The organism is Chitinophaga sp., from assembly GCF_017745275.1.
Taxonomy (GTDB): Bacteria; Bacteroidota; Bacteroidia; order Chitinophagales; family Chitinophagaceae; genus Chitinophaga.
In genome coordinates, this window is record NZ_JAGHZS010000009.1 from 21,880 (window position 1) to 43,498 (window position 21,619).

Consider the following 21,619-nt stretch of genomic DNA (forward strand, 5'->3'; position numbering starts at 1 on the left):
TTTTAACGAGAAAACCTTTTAGCAACGGCAGGCACCGTTTCGGCGTTTGTACACGCCCAACCCCGCCACTACAGAATTCCTTTAGGAATTATCCCTATTTTTAGCCCATGAAAGTGCTGATTATAGAAGACGAACCCGCGCTCAGAACCAGTATACAGGAATACCTGGAACACCAGGGCTATATCTGTGAACTGGCAGCTGATTTTAAACAGGCCATCGATAAAGTCAATGAATTTGACTACGATTGTATTGTAGCGGATATCGGCCTTCCTTTCGGAAACGGACTGGATGTGGTGAAAGAGCTGAAAATGCTGGAATCCAAAGCTGGCATCATCATTATCTCTGCCAAAGATTCACTGGAAGATAAACTCCGTGGCCTGGAACTCGGCGCGGATGACTATCTCACCAAGCCTTTCCATCTATCCGAATTAAATGCCCGCGTAAATGCCATTTTACGGCGCAAAAACTTTGATGGAAATACCACCATCACCTTCGCGGAAATTGTGATCAAACCAGCTTCTAAAACAGTGCTGGTACACAATAAATCCCTTACCCTCACCGGCAAAGAATACCAGTTGCTGCTCTATTTCATTGCCAACCAACACCGGGTAGTGACCAAATCCGCACTGGCCGGACATCTATGGGGTGATGAATACGACCAGGCCGGCTCCTACGACTTCATTTATACACACATCAAAAACCTCCGTAAAAAGATGCTGGAAGCTGGCGGAGAAGATTATATCAAAACGGTTTATGGCACCGGTTACCGCTTCGGATAAACCCCGCCCTCACACATAAATATTTACCGCTATCATGAAGTTGCTGACCAAAACAACCGTGTACTTTTTGCTGATCATGTTACCTGTTTTTACTGCAGGCACTTTCTTCTTCTATACTAAATTTAATAAAGAGATAAAACATGAAACAGATGAAGAACTGATCAACGATAAACTACAGTGGATGCGTTACCTGGATACTGCCAGCGTTAACAACCCCGTTTTCAACATCCATACACCGGAGTTTAATTTACAGCCAACAGATAAAACCACACAGGATAAACACAAACTAAAAGGCATCAATATTTACCAGGAACCGGAAAATACCTATGCGCCCTTCCGGCAACTGTCGCAGGTGATCACATTGCACAACCGGAACTACGAACTCACCCTGCGTAAATCACTCATCGAAAAAGATGACCTGATTAAAAACGTAGCTTACGTGATGCTCACCGCCTTCGGCGGATTACTCCTGTTTGTACTGATCATCAACTGGCTGATCAGCAGAAGCATCTGGCGCCCCTTCTATCGCTCGCTCGATAAGATACAACGCCTGCAACTGAATAAGCTGGAAAACACCGTGTTTGACCGCACCAATACACACGAATTCAACCAGCTCAACGGTGCGCTCAACAACATGACCAACCGCATTCACCAGGACTATACCAGCATCAAAGAACTCACAGAAGATGCAGCCCATGAAATGCAGACCCCCTTGGCCATTGCACAAAGTAAACTGGAATTATTGCTGCAGGATGATACCCTGTCTGAAACACAACTCAATGGCATCCTCCTGAGTTATGAAGAGCTGCAACGCTTGTCCAGGCTCAATCACAACCTGCTGCTATTAGCCAAAATAGAAAATCAGCAATACCCTGTTACCGAACAACCGGACCTCTGTACCGTTATAGAAAAGTATTTACTGCTTTTTGAAGAATTAATACGGGAGAAGGATATCAGCATCCATAAAGAAATGACAGATCACGCCCCATGGCCCCTGCACCCGGCGCTCACAGATATCCTCGTCAGTAATCTGCTGGGCAATGCCATCAAATACAATTATCCCAAAGGGAATATTGATATCCGCATCACCGCCAACAGTTTCATCATCAGCAATACCAGCGAATTGCCGGAAATCCCTGCCAGCATGTTGTTTCAACGTTTCAAAAAAAACCATACCGGCTACACCAATACCAATGGCCTGGGACTCGCTATCGTGAAAAAAATAGCAGACTCTTATCACCTCCAAATCCGGTATGATTATCACAACGGACAACATATTTTTTCTGTTACCTTTTGATTCCTCAGATTTACTCCAGATTCCCTTCTTTATTTTGTGCGGTAAACCATAAGCACCGTTATATGAAACAAATGCTACTGGCCATCGTTGTACTCAGCACAGCCCTTCCATTGGCTGCTCAAAATCGTGTGGCCGTTCCCGTTAAAGATACTACTGCGAAACCTGCTCCGGCAGATACCATCAGCAAAGTATCGGATCTGAATGAAGTCATTATTACCTCTACCCGTAATAACAGCCGCATCGAAGACCTTCCCATGAAAGTGGAAGTAATGGGTAAAGAGGAAATGATAGAAGAAAGCGGGATCAAACCCGGCAACGTGGCAAGTATTCTCGGCGACTTATCCGTCATACATATTCAAAACACTTCTGCGGTGAGTGGCAACAACGCCATCCGCATGCAGGGACTGGATGGTAAATACACCCAACTGCTCCGCGATGGAGTACCCGTATATGAAGGTCTCAGTGGCAATTTCGGCGTACTTGCCATTCCGCCACTGGATCTCAAACAAATAGAAATCATCAAGGGATCTGTGTCCACCTTATACGGTGGTGGCGCTATTGCCGGCATCATCAACTTCGTGGCCAAAACACCCGGCAGTAAACCGGAACTCACCATCCTCGCCAACCAGACCACCCTGAAAGAAACCAATGTAAACGCTTTCTATTCTGAACGCTACGGTAAAACAGGACTCACCCTTTTTGCCGGCGTAACCACGCAGAACCCGGTAGACGTCAATAAAGACGGCTTCAGCGATGTACCCCGCCTGCGCCAATACCTGCTGCATCCCCGCTTCTTCTGGTATATCAATCCACTCACCACCCTGGTAGCAGGCTACACCGGCACCATCGAAAAAAGAGAAGGCGGCGATATGCAGGTGCTGGAACATCAGGCCGATAATATTCACCAATACACGGAAGTAAACAACACTGATCGCCACAGCGTAGACCTGCAGTTTACCCGCAAAAACCTGGGCGGCGGTACCCTCGCCGTCAAAGCCGTAGGAAGCTTCTTCCACCTGCAAAACGATCAGGGCACCTTCGCATTGCTGGGTAATCAAACCAGCACTTATGCAGAAGCATCTTATAACAAAAAAAGCGGCAAACACGACTGGGTAGCAGGACTCAACAACACCGGCGAAATTTATCGCCGTGCTACCGGCGACAGCACCCTGCTGGGCAACTACACTTACAATACTATGGGCGCCTTTATACAGGATGGCTACCACATCACTGATCAACTCCTGGCGGAAGCCGGCTTACGCGCCGACTACCACAACGTTTTCGGCTGGTATGTATTACCTCGCCTGGCCTTTATGTACAAACCTATTGAAGATCTTTCCATACGCCTGAGCGCCGGTACCGGGTATAAATCGCCCGCTATCTTTACCTCACAAACGCAAACCATCGGCTACCGCAACCTGCTTCCCCTCAGCGCTGGTATCAGGTCTGAAAGAAGTCAGGGCATCAACTTCGATGGCAACTACCGTACTTCCCTTGGCAAAGTAGAAATGACGCTCAACCAGGCTTTCTACTACACTCACATCAAAGATCCGATATTACCAGTAGCCAGCACTTCCCACGCCGGTATGCTGATGCTGGAAAATATGCCTTACGCAGTAAATAGCCTGGGTACAGATACCTACCTGCGTTTTGCCCTGGATCACCTGGAATTATACCTAGGCTACAACCACACCGTTTCCCGCTATAACAACACCGGATCTGTGAATATTCCTTATGCACCACAGGATAAATTCGCCAGCACCCTGGCCTACGAAATAGAAGGGAAATGGCGCTTTGGCATCGAAAACAGCTGGATAGGTAACCAATACGATTACAACAACCAGAAAACGCCGAACTACTGGTTCTGGGCGGCCATGATTTCCCGTCAGTTTGGTGAGCATATCACCGTGGTACTGAATGGAGAAAACATCTTTGATGCACGCCAGGGCAAAAATACCCCACTCTTCACCGGTCCGGTAAGTAATCCAAACTTTGCCAACCTCTGGGGACCCATAGATGGACGTACCATCAACCTGTCCGTAAAATTTAATTTATAGATAATATAGAGAACGGCGTACCTTTGCGATCCTAATTTTCTGTATAAAAATGAAATTCGCAAAAAACAGGTACGCCGTTTTATTTGGCTTCGGCGCCTTGCTCCTTATACTGTCTTTCCTCGTAAGAACTGCACTGCTGATCTGGACTTACCCGCAATCCGGCCTCCATTTTTCTGATATCCCGGTTATTTATGCCAAAGGCCTGGTATACGATATCGGCGTGGCATTATTCTTTACCATCGCTTACGCTTTTTATCTGCTGATATTACCACAGCGACTCAACAACACCTTATTCAACCGGCTATTCACCTACATCGGCTCCTTCCTGGCACTGATGATCCTTATATTTTCCTTCTTTGCAGAATTCACTTTCTGGGGAGAATATGCAGGCCGCTTCGACTTTATAGCAGTAGATTATCTCATCTACACGTATGAAGTCATCAGCAATATCAACGAATCGTATCCACTGCCCCTGCTGATAGGTGGTGTATTGCTGTTTACCTTACTGCTCACCTGGGGCCTGGCCCGGCGCGGCAACTTCCGCCGGAGCTTTCAATCCAATACTTCTTTCGGAAAAAGACTCGTCACCTTTGCTATACTCCTCGGGTTATTGTTGCTGCATACCTTTCTGATCAGCAATACCTGGGCGGAACAAAGTAAAAACCGCTATGCACAGGAACTCTCGAAAGCAGGCGTATACTCTTTTGTATCTGCCTACCTGAACAATGAACTGGCATACGATAAATACTATTTACTGGAAGATAACAGCCGGGCCTTTGACCGCATGCGCACCCTGCTGCAATCGCCGGATAGCCACTACCTGGAAAACGGTAATAGTATACTCAGAAGCATTACAGATACAACAGCACATGTAACACCCAACGTAATCATGGTGACTATTGAAAGCTTCAGCGCTGACTTCATGACACGCTTCGGTAATACACAACATATCACGCCCATACTCGACAGCATCGCCAAAGAAGGAATCCTGTTTACCAATATGTACGCCACCGGGACCCGTACCGTGAGAGGCATGGAAGCCCTTTCCCTGGCCGTTCCACCTACACCGGGGCAAAGTATTGTACGCCGCAAAAACAACGAAGGACTGTTTTCGATTGGACAAATCTTTGAACAGGCCGGCTATGAAAGTACCTTCTTCTATGGCGGCGACGGGTACTTCGATAACATGAACAAATTTTTTGGCAACAACGGCTACGACATCACTGATCGCCTGCGCAATAAGTTTGTACACGACGAAATTACCACTACACGTACCAACATACCAGACAGTGAAGTGCATTTTGAAAACGCCTGGGGCATCTGCGACGAGGATATTTATAACGCTGCCATCAAAAGCGCAGACGCCAAATATGCCGCCGGAAAGCCGTTCTACGACTTCATCATGACCACTTCCAACCACCGCCCTTACACTTACCCTTCCGGTAAAATTGATATCCCATCCGGTACCAGCCGTGAAGGCGCCGTGAAATACACCGACTACGCCATCGGCGAGTTCCTGAAAAACATCCGCACCAGGCCCTGGTTTAAAAATACCATCGTCATCTTTGTGGCCGACCATTGTGCCAGCAGCGCCGGCAAAAATGAAATTGAAATCAGTAAATATCATATCCCCTGCATTGTGTACAATGCACCAGGTACAGCACCACAGGAAATCAGCGCCATGTGCTCCCAGATCGATATTTACCCAACCCTGCTGGGCTTACTGCATTGGAGCTACAATAGCAAGCTCTATGGTAAAAATGTACTGGAACCGGGTTATCAGCCACGTGCCATGATCAGCACATATCAGAAGCTGGGCTACCTGGAACCAGGCAAACTGCTTATCCTCAGCCCACAACAAAAAGCACAATGCTTCAACTGGAATGAGGCCCGCAATGAACAGCACCCTGCCCCCATGGACAGTGTCCTGCTCAAAAACAGTATCGCCAACTATCAAACGGCTTACTTCCTGTTTAAAAACGGAGGCATGAAAAAATAAATACAGCGGCGTATATGTCACGCGAAGGAGCAAAGAAGATCAGCGCGAATTTTAAGCCCGCAAAGTGAGTAGATTATATCATTTATCCCGGTTTGTGGGTATAATATAATCTACTCACTTTGCGGGCTTAAAATTCGCGCTGATCTTCTTTGCTCCTTTGCCCCTTTGCGTGAAAATATACTTTAAAATTTCAGCTTATTTCTGCACATTATTCCCTAAATTTATTTTTCCGGTATTCTTAAGGACTGCTTACTACCCACCGGGCACGCATAATCTGGCCTCTTTTAAGTTGCATTCAAGCGATGTATAGCAACCCTGTCACTTGTTGATAGCTATACCTTATTGAAACTGCAACCGGAACAATAAAATTGATATTATTCATGCTGGCTACCGCTTTTACAGATCCCTTTCGTGATGATCCTGCCAACGGGGAACTGAAAAACAGTGGGCAAGGAGATGAACAAAATATACAACAGTCGCTACTGGACATCATTGGTCGTATACATGTTGATTTTCCCGCTTGTCATCACGTGTCCGAAGCATATGAACGCCTGCTGCCCGCTTTACTTTCACTATTGCAGGGCACACATGGCTTTATAGGAGAAGTCAGCAAAAGCAGGGACGGCGGCATCCGATTACAGCCACTCGCCATCAGTAATTCCCTGCCCGAAAGCGAATGGAGCGTGGTAACGGCCCTGCAGGAAGTGGCGCATACCGGCCAATCACAAATCAGCAAAATCAACAATACCACAACTTTTATCGGCCTGCCGGTAATCTTCCAGCAGGAAATACTGGTAGTGATCGGGGTGGTGAGTACAACCACTGTTTATACGAAAGATACCATTCATTTCCTGCAGCCACTCCTGCAGGTACTGGGATTTCAACACGTGAATGCACAAGCCGTTCGCCACTATCAGCAACTGAAACAACAACATGCTATCCAACAATCAGAATGGGAAGCATTGATGCTGACGCTCGATGATATTGTGTTTGAGATGGACGACCAGAAAACCTTTACCAAAGTATGGTGTAGCCAGGAAAGCCTGCTGTTTCGCCCAAGGGAAGAAGTAATAGGTAAAACCATTTCCGAAGTGCTCGGTCACCACGCCATGGCTTTTAATCGCCTGGCGGATAAAATTCTCCGGACAGGAGAAACACAGCAATATATTTATCCCGATATCCGGCAGGGCCTCGAACATTGGTATGAAATAAAAATGGCGCTGATCAAAAGCCCTGGCCCGAAACGCATCTTCATCCTGATCCGGAATATTTCTGCCAGGGAAAGACAGCACATTGGCTACCAGCAGGCACAATCGGAGCTCAAACGGAGTAACCAGTTATTGGGTATTTGTCAGCAAATGGGAAAAATGGGCGGCTGGGAATTCAATGTAGTTACCGGGGAAATATACTGGACCAAGGAAATATATGCCTTGAGAGAAGTCCCTCCCGGTTATCCTATTACGTTGCAGGGGGCTGCCAGTTTCTATCATCCCGATGATCAACCCATGTTCAATGCCGCCAAAGAACGCCTCTTCAACGAACAAATTCCTTTCGACCTGGAAATACGGCAGATTTCAGCCAAAGGTAAAGAAACATGGGTACGCTCAGTAGGCAAACCGGTATTCAATAGCAACGGCCAACTGACCCATTTCCGGGGCATTATCATGGATATCACTGATAAGAAAGATAACGAACTGGCGCTCACCAACGCCAGGGATAATGCACAAAAAGCCGCACAGGCGAGAAGTGAATTTTTATCGGTGATGAGCCACGAAATCCGCACACCGCTGAATGCGATTATTGGCATCGCCAATATCCTCGAAGGTAGCACCGTACCGGAAGGCGCGGATATCATACCGAGTTTGCAATTCTCCGCCAACCACCTGTTGGGCCTGATCAATGATATTCTCGATTTCAGCAAAATGGAATCCGGAAAAATTGAGTTGGAGAAAATTCATTTCGATCTCACCAGGTTGGTGCAAGGCATTAGCAACAATTATCTGCCATTAACAAAAAATAAAGGCATTGCCTTTTACACCCACATCGATAAACGGCTGCCAGCCCAGGTTACAGGCGATCCTGTCCGGTTGTCGCAGATCCTTAATAACCTGCTCAGCAACGCCATCAAATTTACCAAAGAAGGCAGCGTCACCATATCCGTGCACCAGGAAGCCATTACCCATAACAACTGCCGGATTTCATTCCAGGTAAAAGATACCGGCATCGGTATCGTTCCGGAAATGCACGACAAAATATTTGAAACCTTTGTACAGGAAGATTCCGCTACTACCCGCCACCATGGCGGAACAGGGCTGGGACTTGCCATCACTAAAAAACTGGTCACCTTGCACAACAGCGACATTACATTGGATAGCAAAAAAAATGAAGGCACGTCCTTCCGCTTTGAAGTAGAGTTCCCCGTGCCGGAAACGGATGCTAATCAGAGCCACCAACAAGCAATACATGCCCCCGGCTTCCTCGAAGGAATGCGCCTGCTCGTAGTGGAAGATAATGCCATCAATATCCGCATCATTGGCCTGCAACTGAAAAAATCGGGCGTTACTATCGTGAATGCCAGCAATGGCCGGCAGGCCCTGGAAAAAATGCAGGAGCAATCTTTCGATGGTGTGGTACTCGATCTGCATATGCCGGAAATGAATGGCTATGCCACCATTCCACATATCCAACACCTGCAACCCCAGGCGTTCATTATTGTGCTAACCGCCGACGTAATGCCCGAAGTAAAAGAACGCCTCGCCCTATTGCAGGTAAAAGATATGCTGCCAAAGCCATATGCAGCGGAAGATCTGCTGCGGATGCTGGCGCAATACCGCAAAGAATGACGTCTTTTGTAGTACCTTCGCGGCTGCACAAAAGCCAACAATATGCAAACATCTTCTTTGTCGGCCCGCGACCTCGACGTGATCTGGCATCCATATACACAAATGCAAACAGCGCCTGCTCCTATCGGCATTGTCCGCGGACAGGGCGCACTTCTTTTTGATGAACAAAACAATGCATACCTGGATGCTACTTCCAGCTGGTGGGTAAATATACACGGTCATGCACATCCGCATATTGCACAGCAACTGGCCGCCCAGGCGCTGCAACTGGAACATTGCATCTTTGCCGGATACACACATCCGCCGGCAGTCAACCTCGCAGAACGTTTACTTAAAATACTGCCGGATAATCAACGCCGCGTTTTCTATTCCGACAACGGATCTACTGCCATTGAAGTAGCGCTGAAAATGGCGATACAATACTGGGATAATAAAGGGATCCGCAAACAGAAAATACTGGCGTTTAAAAACGCCTACCACGGCGATACCTTTGGGGCCATGAGCGTGAGCGGCAGAAGTGTGTTCACCCGCGTATTCGACGACCTTTTGTTTGATGTGCATTTCATTGATGTCCCCACCGCGGACAACATCTCCCAAATTATTAACACCATTGCAACGCTACAACCGGAAGATATCGCAGCATTTGTTTTTGAACCACTGCTGCAGGGTTCCGGTGGCATGATCATGTATGAGGCACTTGCATTTGAACAACTACTACAATATTGTGCAGGCCAGCAAATACTGCTCATTGCAGATGAAGTAATGACCGGCTTTGGCAGAACCGGGAAAAACTTCGCCATGGAATATGTGCACACACAGCCGGATATGATTTGTTTGTCCAAAGGACTCACCGGCGGCAGTATGGCGCTGGGCGTTACCACTAGTACGGCTGCGGTATATGAAGCCTTTCTTTCCAACGACAAACTAAAAACTTTATTCCACGGTCACTCCTTCACCGCAAATCCATTGGCCTGTACTGCTGCACTGGCCAGCCTGGATCTCTTTACAGATCCGGCCTGTGCGGCCAACCGGGAACGCATACACGAAAAGCACGCTGCTTTCCTGCAGGAACTGCAACAGGTCACTGTTATCAAAAACCCGCGACTGCTCGGTACCATTCTTGCGTTTGAAATTGTCACTGATAACGCTGATGGCTACACGAATGCGTTGGCAGATCACCTGCACCGCTTCTTCCGGGAAAAAAGAATTATGCTGCGCCCACTGGGCAACACCCTTTATATACTGCCACCCTACTGCATCACCAACGAACAGCTGGACCAGGTATACAACAGTATCCGGGAACTGATACCCACATTGTAAAAGCTGAAAGCATAAAGCATAAAGCAAAAAGCTATTGAAGCGAGTGATCAATGCGGATATTCGCAAAGTTCACTCGCTTCAATAGCTTTTTGCTTTATGCTTTATGCTTTATGCTTTACTTCACCGGTACAGAAATTTTAGTATCATCCCACTCAAACACTACGGCATTACCTGGTAATGTAAAGGTGAGTTTTTCTGTAGGTGTAGCCAATGGCTCGCGTTTTACTTTCACCGCTACCACGTCTTCCCCTTTATTTTTTTCGTAATCATAAGCGCCCCACTGTCCCAGTTTACCATTGAGGATTACGGTCCAGATTTTAGGGTCCGGAATAGAGAACAGGGTGTAAGTACCAGCTTTTACAGGTTTACCACCAAAAATCACATCCTTGCTAAAAGTGATTTGGGTAGCTTCATCAGCACCGGTGCGCCATACCTTACCAAATGGCTCCAGGGTACCAAAAATTACACGGCCATTTTTAGAGGGTTGTCCGTAAACAACTTTAATACCGTTGGCTTCTGTTGTAACGTGGGGGCTTTTACGCGGTTTTTCCTGTGCAAAAACGAGGCTGGTAACGGCCAAAAATAAGGTTGCCAAAAAGAAGTGTTTCATTTTGTTAGTTTTTTCTGGAATAAGAAGAATTTTTCAAGAAAGCTTTATCCTTTAAATTAAGTCTTTAAATCCGTTGTAAACAAAAACATTGGGACCAATGGTAAAATAACTCCATATTATTTCTTCTCACAGATATCGCTGAGCTTCGTCAACCCGCTTTCCATGGCGGGGCCATAAATCCGGTCGGTCACAAAGCCTCTTAACTTCCACCAGGGCAGCATACCCAGTTTAATTTCCATATGCCAGAATATCGCCGTACCGGTGCCGTCAGCAGTAGGTTTCAGCTCTATTCCGCCATGTACCGGCCTGGCGTTTTTAATGTCCAGCAGGTAATGTATGCCTTTGGCGGAATCGCTATCCAGGATGGTCACCTTGCCACTGCTTTCTTTACCATCCCAACTGTACCAGGCGCCGGTGCCGGTTGCCGGTGAAGAAAATACCAGGTTGGCGGTAGTATCAGGCCGGGTCCAGGGATTCCAGGATTCCCAGGCTTTCAGATCACCCACATGGGCATATACCACACTGATAGGCGCCCGGATCACACCGGTGCGTTCCACTACACCGGTAGAAGGAAACAATAATGACAACAAAAAAATCATACTACCCAGAATAACCACACTGAGCACCAACAGCTTAATAAAACGCATAAACAGAAATTACAGCCCACAAATGCATGCTCCGACATGCTTAAGATTTAGCGGATGATAACCGCTTTATATTCTCCAATCCTTTTTCAAAATCTTTCCCAATCCACTTATCCATCATCAGCCCCATCACCTTGCGCAGCGGATGCTGCCCGGTATTACATACCATTCCCCAGGTAACCAGGGTGCCATTGGGAACGGCATCAAAGCGAAAATAGCCTTTGGCAACGCCCATAGCCATAAAATCATTGTCAGTAGCAATATATTGGTCTTCCCTCGATTCTGTGATCGCCATATGCCCCCGGCCTACGTTGCGGCTGTTGCTTTCCCAACTATATCCCGCACCTACCCCGCTCTCCTTCTCACCATACGTAATACGGGTGGCAGGGTCCAGCTCTTTCCAGGGCGACCATAACTCCCAGTTACGGATTACATTCACCAACGGGAAAATAACCCCGGCAGCCGCCGGCATTACCAGGGAACGCTCCACTTTAACAGTGGGCGACAGGAAAAAACTGAAAATGAAAAGCCCCAGCACAAGGACGATAAATGCACCCAGAATAATAAAAAAGGCTTGCATCTGACTGGATTTTAGATAGCACAAAGCTAAATAAAATCAGGCTACTCCCATTTGAATACTTTCACGGCTACCGCATACACGACTATGCCCCATAAGGTCAAAATAGCAATATCCCAGCCCACATGCCACAAATGCTGCCCTTCAAAGGCCACTTTACGTAACGCATCTATCAGGTAAGTGAGCGGCATTATTTTACAGATAGGCTGCAACCAGCCCGGGAAAGAATCAATTGGAAAGAAAGTACCCGCCAGCAGGAACTGTGGTAAAGTAACAATATTGGCCAACGGTGGAATGGTGCTTTCATTCTTCGCCAAACTACTCACCACGAAGCCGAAGCCCATAAATACCAGCAAGCCAAATACAGACAACACCAGCATTTCCAAGAAAGTAGCGAAACCATGTACCAGTGTAAAGCCAAAGGCAAAATGCCCCAGCGCAATAATCACAACAGAGCTGATCAACTGGAAAATCATCCGGCTCAACGCCTCTGCCAGTACAATGTAGGTACGTTTGATCGGCGTAGCAAAGAAACGCTTGAGTACCAGCGTTTGACGCATATTATAAAACAGGAAGGCAGTGCCAAATACGGCAGCACTCATAAGGGCAAAGCCCAGTTGTCCCGGTAAAATAAAGTCGATAGTCTTAAATTCACGTCCGGGGATCTCTGTTTGCTTGAAAACAGCCACAGAGGGACGTTTATAACTTACATCATCCAGCTGGGTGGTCACACTTTTCAATATCCCCATCAGGATCATTTTCTTGCCGGCATCGGAAGCAGTAGAAGTACGGACATTGATTTCGTAATGTTGTATGGAGTCGGCACCCGGCACTGGTACTATATTCAAAATGGCTACCAGTCTGCCTTTCTTCAGATCATCCTCCATTTCGGCAGCTGGCTGGGTGGTCACCAGCTTCAGGGTTGATACATGCGACAAAGCCTGGTAAAAGCCAGTGTTGATATCCGTTTGACGATCTATCCCCACTTTTACAGAAACAGAACCTCCTCCAATAAACCCAAACACCAGGATAAATACCAGTGGGAACCCCAAACTAAACACCACGGCGGAAGGACTGCGGAATATACCCCTTAAACTTCCTTTCGTAATAGCCAACATGGCCCTCAACTGATTGTACTTAGCTCCTTTCATCCTTTTTCTAAAGTTGCAGGCAAAACTACAATAAAAAAGGAGAAAGCATAAAGCAGAAAGCAAAAAGCTATTGTCGCGAATGACCAATACGCTTTAATCATTCGCGACAATAGCTTTTTGCTTTCTGCCTTATGCTTTCAGCTCCTTCTAGAAGCTGCTATACTTAAACGGCAACATCCTGGCCTGTATCCGGCCATGCAACTGCTGCACTTCTTTCAGCTCCTGGTACAATTCGTAATTAGGGCCTAATTCCTTCTTCACCATATCTGTGCGGGTTTCCGCGCCTAATCCTCTCAGGAACCGGCCTATTTTGTTCTTTTTGCTTTCCGGGTATTCTCTTAAGCGATAATCAGACAGTTTGGCCAGGTGCGCGGCGCAAGCCAGGGCCTCTTTTACACCGCCAATACGGTCTACCAGTCCCAGTTCTTTTGCCTCCAGGCCGCTCCATACACGTCCCTGGGCAATGCTGTCTACCACCGCGGCATCCAGCTTTCTGCCCGCTACTACACGCGACTTGAAAGAAGCATAAGTGCTGTCTACCCCATTCTGGATAAAACGTTTTTCTGCATCCGTTAACGGACGGCCCACACTGCCCAGGTCAGCATACTGCGCAGTTTTTACGCCGTCGAAAGTAACTCCCAGCTTATTTTTGAAGAAGTCCTGCATATTAAACATAACCCCGAATACGCCGATAGAACCGGTTAAGGTATTGGGTTCCGCGAAAATACTGTCCGCCATACAGGAGATATAATAACCGCCGGAAGCTGCATAATCACCCATAGATACCACCACAGGTTTTACTTTCTTTGCCAGCGACAGCTCCCGCCAGATCACTTCAGACGCCAATGCACTACCGCCACCGGAGTTCACGCGGAACACGATGGCCTTCACGTTTTTATCTTCCCTTACCTTACGGATTTCGCTGATATAGTCGGCACTGGCAATGTTGGTGCCTCTTTCGGATTCCCCATCTATGATATCACCTTCTGCATAAATCAGGGCAATTTTTCCTTCCGCGGTGCTGATCGGTAAATCAGCCGCCACATTGTATTTTCCCAGAGATACAAAATTGATGGCATCATCTGCTTTGGTAGCCGTTTTGTTCTTCAATTCTGCCGTGATTTCATCATCATACTTCAAGCCATCTACCAACTTATATTTCAGCGCATCATTCGGTTCCTGGATCATATTTTCGTTGGCATAGCCATGTAACGCCGCTGTATCTATGTTACGCGCTTTGCCGATGCCAGCCAGGAAGTGGCCGTATAACTCACCCAGGAACTGGCTGGTTTGAATACGGTTAGCCTCGGTCATCTGCGTTTCGCGTAAAGGCTCTGTGGCACTTTTAAATTTACCGCAATAGAAAATTTCCGGTTTGATCTCCAACTTTTCCAACGCACCTTTTACAAAGGGCATTTGAGAGGAGAAGCCCGTGAAATCCAGTCCCCCTTTGGGATTCAGGTATACTTTATCGGCAGCAGATACCAGGTAATAAGCGCCCTGGCCTATTACTTCTCCGTATGCATATACAAACTTGCCGGATCTGCGGAAGCGCAGCAAGGCGTTACGCAGCTCTTCGGTAGTAGCAAAGCCGCTTGGGTTACCATTTACTTTCAGATAAATCCCTTTGATATTATCGTCATGGGCGGCATTTTCGATTAATCGTACAGCCTGAAACAAACCTGGCGTTTCTCCCTCTTCATCCTGCAGGAAGGAACCCAACGGGTTGGATACGGTTTGTTCTTTATAGGATTGGCCGGTTTCCAGCACCAATACCGAATTCGGGCTAATAGTAATCTCGTTGGGGGCTAACGCCTTGCCTAACATCACCAGCAAAATGATGACGCATATACCTGCAAATACAACGAATGCAAGCAGGGCGGCCAGAAAAACTTTGAAGAAACGCATACTTTTTTGTTAAGATAAAACTGAGGTGAAAAGATACATTTTTTCAAAAATAAGGAATATGGCTACTTTTGGGATTCGAAATATACATGAATACAGCAATATTACTTATAGGTGGCAATTTAGGCGATCGTACCGGGAACCTCGAAAAGGCCGTACAGCTGATCAACGAAACAGCCGGTAAGGTCGTAAAGATCTCCTCCTTATACCAGACCGCTCCCTGGGGAGCTGTGGATCAACCTGACTACCTGAATCAGGCGGTAGAAATCCACACCACGATGGATGCACTAACGTTACTGCATACACTATTGGAGATAGAAAGAAAGATAGGCCGGATCCGCCAGGAGAAATGGGGTTCCAGGGTGATTGACATCGACCTCATCTTCTTTAACGATAGTATCCTGTCGCAACCGGAGTTAAAGATACCGCATCCACGAATGCAGTTACGGCAATTTGTATTGATACCTTTACGCGAAATTGTGCCGGACTATGTACATCCCGTACTGCATAAAACCGTACAGGAGCTGGCCGATATCTGCCCGGATACATTACCCGTAACCCGCTACCAGCAGTCTTAAACGCCTGCTGAGCCTACACACTAAACAACATATTCATGCACTATAAATTTATTACGGTAGAAGGAAACATTGGCGCCGGCAAAACTACTTTGGCCAATATGCTCTCTGCTCATTTTTCCGCCAAACTAATCCTGGAAGAATTTGCAGACAACCCCTTTCTGCCACTATTCTACGAACGCCCACAGCAGTACGCTTTCCCGCTGGAACTGTTTTTTATGGCGGAACGTTACAAGCAACTCAAGGAAATGCTGCAATCAAAGGATCTTTTCAGCGATATCATCATCTCCGATTACCTCTTTATCAAAAGCCTGCTGTTTGCGAAAGTGAATCTGCCGGAAGAAGAATATGCCCTGTACCAGAAATTATTCGATATCATCAATCCCCAACTGGTACAACCCGACTTACTGATTTTCCTGAATGCTCCGGTAACCAAGCTGCAGGAAAATATCAAGCAGCGCAATCGCACCTACGAACAACAAATTCCGGATGAATACCTGATGAATGTACATGATACTTATATGCAGTACATCAAACAGCATCCTATACGCACGCTTATGGTAGATACCACTAAAGTGGATTTTATCCGTCAGCCGGACGACTTTAAAAACCTGCTGGCAGCTTTGGAACAAGAGTATGCGCCGGGAGTACATTACCTGAAGTTGTAGCGTCCCTGTTATTTTTTTTACGATTTTGTGAGATGTGAAACGGGGGTAGCTCCTACACCTTCTGCGCAATTGCACTTGCGGCTACAAAACCGCTGGTCCATGCGTGTTGAAAGTTGAAGCCACCGGTAATACCATCTACATCCATCACCTCTCCCGCGAAATATAAATTGGGCACCAGCTTGCTTTCCATGGTAGCAGGATCTATTTCGCTGAGGGTAATACCACCACAGGTCACAAACTCCTCCTTGAAAGTAGTTTTGCCTTTTACCGGAAATTCCATGCTTACCAGTAACTTCATGAAACGATTCTGGTCTTTTGCCGGAAGGTCAGCCCAGCGCATCTCTTCAGGGATGCCCACCTGCTGTAGCAAAAACTGCCATAGCCGTTGTGGTAAGCCGAAGGGATTTTTATGATGCAGTTTCTGTTTGCCTAACTCAAAACGCAGGTGTTGCCAGTCTTCCCGCAGGCTGTTCTCATTATAATCCGGCAGCCAGTTCACGATAGCGGTAAAGGTATATTGCAACTGTTGCAGCTCGCGGGCGCCCCAGGCCGAGAGCCGGAGTACTGCCGGGCCACTCATCCCCCAATGGGTGATCAGCAAAGGACCTTGCTCCTGTAGTTTGGTACCGGCTATTTTAACATGTGCCGTATGTGCTACGCCCATCAGGCTGGTGATAGGATTCCCCGGCATATTGAACGTAAACAGGGAGGGGGCCGGAGATACTACACTATGCCCGCTCTGCACCAACCACGCAAATTTATCGGCCTGCGCATAGCCGCCAGCAGCAATACACAGGTAATCCGCCGCAAGGGTGTTGCCGTTCTGCAGTTGCAGTTGCCAGCGGCCACCAGCATCCTTTTTAAAAGAAGTAACTTCGGTATTGGTGCGGATACTTAAACGATATTTGTCTGCTTCCCGCAGCAGGCAGTCAATAATTGTCTGGGAACTATCTGTTACCGGGAACATACGGCCATCATCTTCTGCCTTCAGTTTCACACCTCTTTCCGCAAACCAGTTGATGGTATCCGTCACAAAAAAGCGGGAAAAGGATTTTTTGACAAAATTTTGCCCCCTTGGATAACGTTTAGCCATATACGTAATATCCGGTGCGTTGTGGGTCACATTACACCTGCCGCCTCCACTTACCTTCACTTTCGATAGTAGCTTGCCTGTTTTCTCCAGCAGCACTACTTCCAGCTGCGGGCAAAGTCGGGCTGCATTTACCGCACAAAAAAATCCGGCAGCTCCACCGCCTGCCACCACTAAACGTTTCTGTTCTGAACTCATTAAAATCTTGTTAAAACCATGGCTTGAACACGCAATAATAACAAACCTGCGATTAATTACCGATTAATCTTCCGAAGTTTATATTTTTACATATATTATACTGGCTCAAAATATATTGCATGCAACCGCACCTGAAGAAAAAGCGACATCACCTGAAATGGATGATCCCAGCCGTTCTGTTGACCGGCGCAATGAGTGCACTGGCTATACTACCTTCGCCCAACGATTGGTCCGATCGCATAGTAAAGGCATTACAAACATTCGGCTCCCGCTACCCTGCCGAGAAAGTATATCTCCACCTGGATAAAGATTATTACGCTGCTGGTGAAACCATCTGGTTTAAAGGCTATATCACCCTGCAGGGAATGCCTTCCACCACCGCTACCAACCTTTATGTAGAGCTGCTGGATAAGAATAATAACATTGTACAAAAGAAACTGTTTGCAGCCGGCAATGCCGGTTCACCAGGCAACTTCGACCTGCCGGAAACACAGAAACCCGGCGTATATCAGCTCCGCGCCTATACTGCCTGGATGCTCAACTTCGATCCCGCTTTCAGCTACACCAGGACCATACAGATATTTGATCCTTCCCAAAAAACAGCCGCACCCGCCGATAGCGTCACCACGCCCGACTTTGCCGTGCAGTTTTTCCCGGAAGGAGGTAACCTCATTGCCGGTCAGCCTAACGTGGTAGCTTTCAAAGCCATCGATAATAACGGCTATCCTATCGAAGTAACCGGTACCGTGAAAGATGCCAAAGGCGGTAACCCCGTAGCGCTCAAATCCGTGCACGATGGAATGGGTACCTTCGACATCACTCCCGCTAACGGACAGGATATTTTCCAGGCAACGATAAAAAATGCGAAAGGACAAACCAAAACCTTTGCCCTCCCCGCACCTGTTACCAGCGGCGTTTCCCTGAAAGTATTCAATAAAGGCAGCCGCATTTTTTACCAGGCCGTTCCTGCCAATGTAGGCGATACCGCCTTCAATGACCTCGTTATCATTGCCCAGATGGGATCCCAACTGGTATACAAAGCCAACCTCGATATCGGCGAAGGTCGGATCAGTGGCTTTATCCCGGCAGACCACCTGCCATCTGGTATCTTACATATTACCCTTTTCGCCAAATCCGGCCTGCCACTCTCTGAAAGACTTTCTTTTGTCCGCAAAAATGACCTCCTGCAAATGGATGTACTGGATGCCGACACCCACAAAGAGCCCAGAGCCAAAAATGCCATCGAAATACGCCTGCCGGATTCTATGACCACCAATATATCCATGTCCATCACTGACGCAGATGCCGTACCGGTAGATAAGAATTCCAATAACATCGTATCTACCTTCTTACTCACCTCCGATCTGAAAGGCTACATATATAACCCTTCCTGGTACTTCCGTAACGAAGCCGATTCCACCCTCCGTGGCCTCGACCTCGTAATGCTGACCCATGGCTGGACACGTTTCGACTGGAAAAAAATTGAAAACAACGAATTCCCGGATATCAGGTTCCCTTACGAACAGGGCCTGCTCATGAAAGGAGTAGCTACCATGCTGAATGGCCGCCCAATGCCTACCGGTAAACTGGATATGATCATCCGCCTGCCGATAGACAGCTCTTCTATGTTTGCCTCCGCACCTATCAATGAAAAAGGAGAATTCGAAGTAGCCAACATGGTATTCCCGGATACTGCCTACATCTACTACCAGGGCAATGACCTCGTGAAAAAAGGTGTAGACGTAAACGTGAAATTCGATAACCACTTCTTCGAACGCCCTACACAGGTTAAAATACCTTATCCGCTGCGTATACCACCAACAGTAGATAATAACGCATTAAAACAATTCCTCGCCAACGCTTCAGAAGGCAATAAGGTAAACCGTTCTATCAACAATAAAACAGTATACCTGAAAGAGGTAAACGTAAACGCGGCCAAAGTAAAACCAGAAGAAACTACCGAGAAACGCTATACCTCCGGTATGTTCTCCGGCGGCGATGGATACACCTTTGACCTCACCAAAGAAAATCCGATTTCACTCAACGTATTCCAATACCTGCAATCAAAAGTAGCAGGGCTGCAGATTACAGGAGACCTCAATAATCCTTCCCTCTCCTGGAGGGGTGGCAAACCAGGCTTATACCTGAATGAAATGCAAACAGATGTAAGCATGCTGAGTACACTCTCCATGCAGGACATCGCCCTCGTGAAAGTATTCCGTCCTCCGTTTATGGGCGGCTTTGGCGGCGCCAACGGTGCTATCGCGGTATACACCAAGAAAGGTGGCGATAACGCCCCTAAAAACGATCCGAGCATCCGTGGGTTCAAACTCTATAAAAAGGCAGGATATACCGTCGTAAAACAATTCTATTCTCCGGACTACTCCGTGAAAAAAGAAGTACATGCGTTACCTGATAAACGCCTGACCCTCTACTGGAATCCTAATGTAGCCGTAGATACCCTCACACACACCGCGAGAGTACAGTTCTACAACAATGATTTCACCAAACGTTTCCGCTTAGTAGTGGAAGGTATTGGAGATGATGGTAGCGTAGGTAGACTGGAACAGGAATTATAGGAGCAGAAAGCATAAAGCAGAAAGCATAAAGCTATTATAGCGAATGATCATAGCGAAGAAATTCAAATATCCGCTTTAGTCATTCGCTATAATAGCTTTATGCTTTCTGCTTTATGCTTTCTGCTCCTATAAAATCAACAAAGGAGCCACTATCCCAACAGAGAAACGGAAGTTATCATTGTTCACCATTCCCAATTTCGTTTGTGCGTAGTTGCTATACCGGTATACCCTTCCAACCATATTGGCATACACTTTTAAGTTCACCTGTTTAAACGGATATACTTCTACACCTGGTATATACCCCCAGGCAGTACGCAGTTTCTTATCTTTATCCGGATCCGGGTTGCCATCCCAATAGGCAAAATCCACCATGCCGGTGAAGGCCAGGTGCACAATACGGCTTATTTTGACATCGGCGCTCAACCAGTGACTCATATACCGGACACCCTGCACCGCTTTTTTATCGGGCGTAAAACTACTGACCAGCATCTTACGATCCAGGTTCTCCAGGCTTAACTTAAAATCATATTGCAGCCGGAAATTGTGCAACGACAACTGGTTACCGAAAGCAAAATAATTCATGTACTGATGGGTAGCCTCTTTAAAGATGCTGTAAGACCAGATCGTACTGAATTTACCATCAAACAAATTACCCCGCCAGTTAATCACGGCAGCAAAAGGAAATTTACTTTCATTGATACCTGGGATGGTATCATATAATTCTTTGAATGTTTTGGTGCGGCTGTTTAAAATCTGGAAAGTAAATTCATTATTTTTATCCGGCAGGAAGCCTAGTCCTGCGCCTGTCAGGAAATTATCAGCATACTCAATGATATCGGAGTATTCATAGATATCAATAGGATTTAAATCAAATTCATAACCACCCCAATCGGCGCATAACTTACCGGCATAAATCTTCCATTTCTCATTCGGATCAAAACGTACATATGCCAGGTCAGTGGATCTGCTGAGGTTATCGACCGATTGTGTAGCAGGATCGCGGGTGTAGCGATCGCGAAAGCGAAAGTATAGCTTATCGGATACCTTGCCTTTAATTTCCAGCCGGAACTGTTCATTCACAAAACGGGAACCCGTATACGTTCCATTCTGAAAATCATTGCGGAATGCAACGCGCATATTGGCCAGCACATCTACATTATTGAGTAAAGATTGCTTGCTGACGGGGATCAACGGGGTATGCAGGGTATCATTTTTTGCTTCCTGCTGCTGTGCGGATGCGGTAACAGCATACAACAGCATGCCTGCCATCCACCATTTACGGATATGCATAATTATTAGATTTCGGAAGTAACTGAAGGGTATGCAG

General features: G+C 46.9%; 16 protein-coding genes. 9 read left to right on the forward strand and 7 right to left on the reverse strand.

Going from position 1 to position 21,619, the window contains the following annotated elements; genetic code table 11:
* The first annotated feature begins 107 nt into the window (after window positions 1-107).
* The 6 genes from J7623_RS25245 (at window position 108) to bioA (ending at window position 10,295) form a co-directional block, all read left to right on the forward strand.
* On the forward strand, window positions 108-779 hold the full coding sequence (locus J7623_RS25245) for a response regulator transcription factor (protein ID WP_291925858.1): 672 nt from the start codon (window positions 108-110) through the stop codon (window positions 777-779).
* Window positions 780-813: 34 nt separating this feature from the next.
* Window positions 814-2,076 carry a HAMP domain-containing sensor histidine kinase gene (locus J7623_RS25250; protein ID WP_291925862.1) on the forward strand — a complete coding sequence of 421 codons (1,263 nt, stop codon included), beginning with the start codon at window positions 814-816 and terminating at the stop codon, window positions 2,074-2,076.
* 62 nt (window positions 2,077-2,138) lie between these two features.
* Window positions 2,139-4,133, forward strand: coding sequence for a TonB-dependent receptor (locus J7623_RS25255; RefSeq protein WP_291925864.1), 1,995 nt, complete (start codon window positions 2,139-2,141; stop codon window positions 4,131-4,133).
* Between the two features lie 49 nt (window positions 4,134-4,182).
* Window positions 4,183-6,132, forward strand: a complete 1,950-nt coding sequence (locus J7623_RS25260) for an LTA synthase family protein (protein ID WP_291925867.1) — start codon at window positions 4,183-4,185, stop codon at window positions 6,130-6,132.
* A gap of 380 nt (window positions 6,133-6,512) precedes the next feature.
* Window positions 6,513-8,975, forward strand: coding sequence for a PAS domain-containing hybrid sensor histidine kinase/response regulator (locus J7623_RS25265; RefSeq protein WP_291925870.1), 2,463 nt, complete (start codon window positions 6,513-6,515; stop codon window positions 8,973-8,975).
* Window positions 8,976-9,017: 42 nt separating this feature from the next.
* Window positions 9,018-10,295 carry an adenosylmethionine--8-amino-7-oxononanoate transaminase gene (bioA, locus tag J7623_RS25270; protein ID WP_291925874.1) on the forward strand — a complete coding sequence of 426 codons (1,278 nt, stop codon included), beginning with the start codon at window positions 9,018-9,020 and terminating at the stop codon, window positions 10,293-10,295.
* Window positions 10,296-10,410: 115 nt separating this feature from the next.
* Here bioA and J7623_RS25275 read toward each other — a convergent pair whose 3' ends face one another.
* The 5 genes from J7623_RS25275 to sppA form a co-directional block, all read right to left on the reverse strand.
* A complete protein-coding gene (locus tag J7623_RS25275; protein ID WP_291925877.1) occupies window positions 10,411-10,905 on the reverse strand; it encodes a DUF2911 domain-containing protein in 495 nt (164 codons plus the stop codon).
* 116 nt (window positions 10,906-11,021) lie between these two features.
* Window positions 11,022-11,552 (reverse strand): SRPBCC family protein, encoded by a 531-nt coding sequence (locus tag J7623_RS25280; protein ID WP_291925881.1) that lies wholly within the window; start codon window positions 11,550-11,552, stop codon window positions 11,022-11,024.
* A 40-nt stretch (window positions 11,553-11,592) separates the two neighbouring features.
* Window positions 11,593-12,129 carry an SRPBCC family protein gene (locus J7623_RS25285; RefSeq protein ID WP_291925884.1) on the reverse strand — a complete coding sequence of 179 codons (537 nt, stop codon included), beginning with the start codon at window positions 12,127-12,129 and terminating at the stop codon, window positions 11,593-11,595.
* A 41-nt stretch (window positions 12,130-12,170) separates the two neighbouring features.
* Window positions 12,171-13,277, reverse strand: coding sequence for an ABC transporter permease (locus J7623_RS25290; protein WP_291925886.1), 1,107 nt, complete (start codon window positions 13,275-13,277; stop codon window positions 12,171-12,173).
* 147 nt (window positions 13,278-13,424) lie between these two features.
* Window positions 13,425-15,185, reverse strand: a complete 1,761-nt coding sequence (sppA, locus tag J7623_RS25295) for a signal peptide peptidase SppA (RefSeq protein ID WP_291925888.1) — start codon at window positions 15,183-15,185, stop codon at window positions 13,425-13,427.
* A gap of 86 nt (window positions 15,186-15,271) precedes the next feature.
* Here sppA and folK point away from each other — a divergent pair, with 86 nt between their 5' ends.
* Together folK and J7623_RS25305 are read left to right on the forward strand one after the other, a co-directional pair.
* Window positions 15,272-15,760: a 2-amino-4-hydroxy-6-hydroxymethyldihydropteridine diphosphokinase gene (gene folK / locus J7623_RS25300; protein ID WP_291925891.1), complete on the forward strand. Its 489-nt coding sequence runs from the start codon at window positions 15,272-15,274 to the stop codon at window positions 15,758-15,760.
* A 35-nt stretch (window positions 15,761-15,795) separates the two neighbouring features.
* Complete coding sequence (locus J7623_RS25305; protein WP_291925895.1) at window positions 15,796-16,425, forward strand: deoxynucleoside kinase; 630 nt, start codon at window positions 15,796-15,798, stop codon at window positions 16,423-16,425.
* A gap of 52 nt (window positions 16,426-16,477) precedes the next feature.
* On the opposite strand, the gene J7623_RS25310 is transcribed toward J7623_RS25305, so the two are convergent.
* On the reverse strand, window positions 16,478-17,713 hold the full coding sequence (locus J7623_RS25310; protein ID WP_291925898.1) for an NAD(P)/FAD-dependent oxidoreductase: 1,236 nt from the start codon (window positions 17,711-17,713) through the stop codon (window positions 16,478-16,480).
* 119 nt (window positions 17,714-17,832) lie between these two features.
* Between J7623_RS25310 and J7623_RS25315 the strand changes: the two genes are divergently transcribed.
* Window positions 17,833-20,292, forward strand: coding sequence for an MG2 domain-containing protein (locus J7623_RS25315; RefSeq protein ID WP_291925901.1), 2,460 nt, complete (start codon window positions 17,833-17,835; stop codon window positions 20,290-20,292).
* Window positions 20,293-20,418: 126 nt separating this feature from the next.
* On the opposite strand, the gene J7623_RS25320 is transcribed toward J7623_RS25315, so the two are convergent.
* Window positions 20,419-21,582, reverse strand: coding sequence for a porin (locus tag J7623_RS25320; RefSeq protein WP_291925903.1), 1,164 nt, complete (start codon window positions 21,580-21,582; stop codon window positions 20,419-20,421).
* Between the last annotated feature and the right edge of the window lie 37 nt (window positions 21,583-21,619).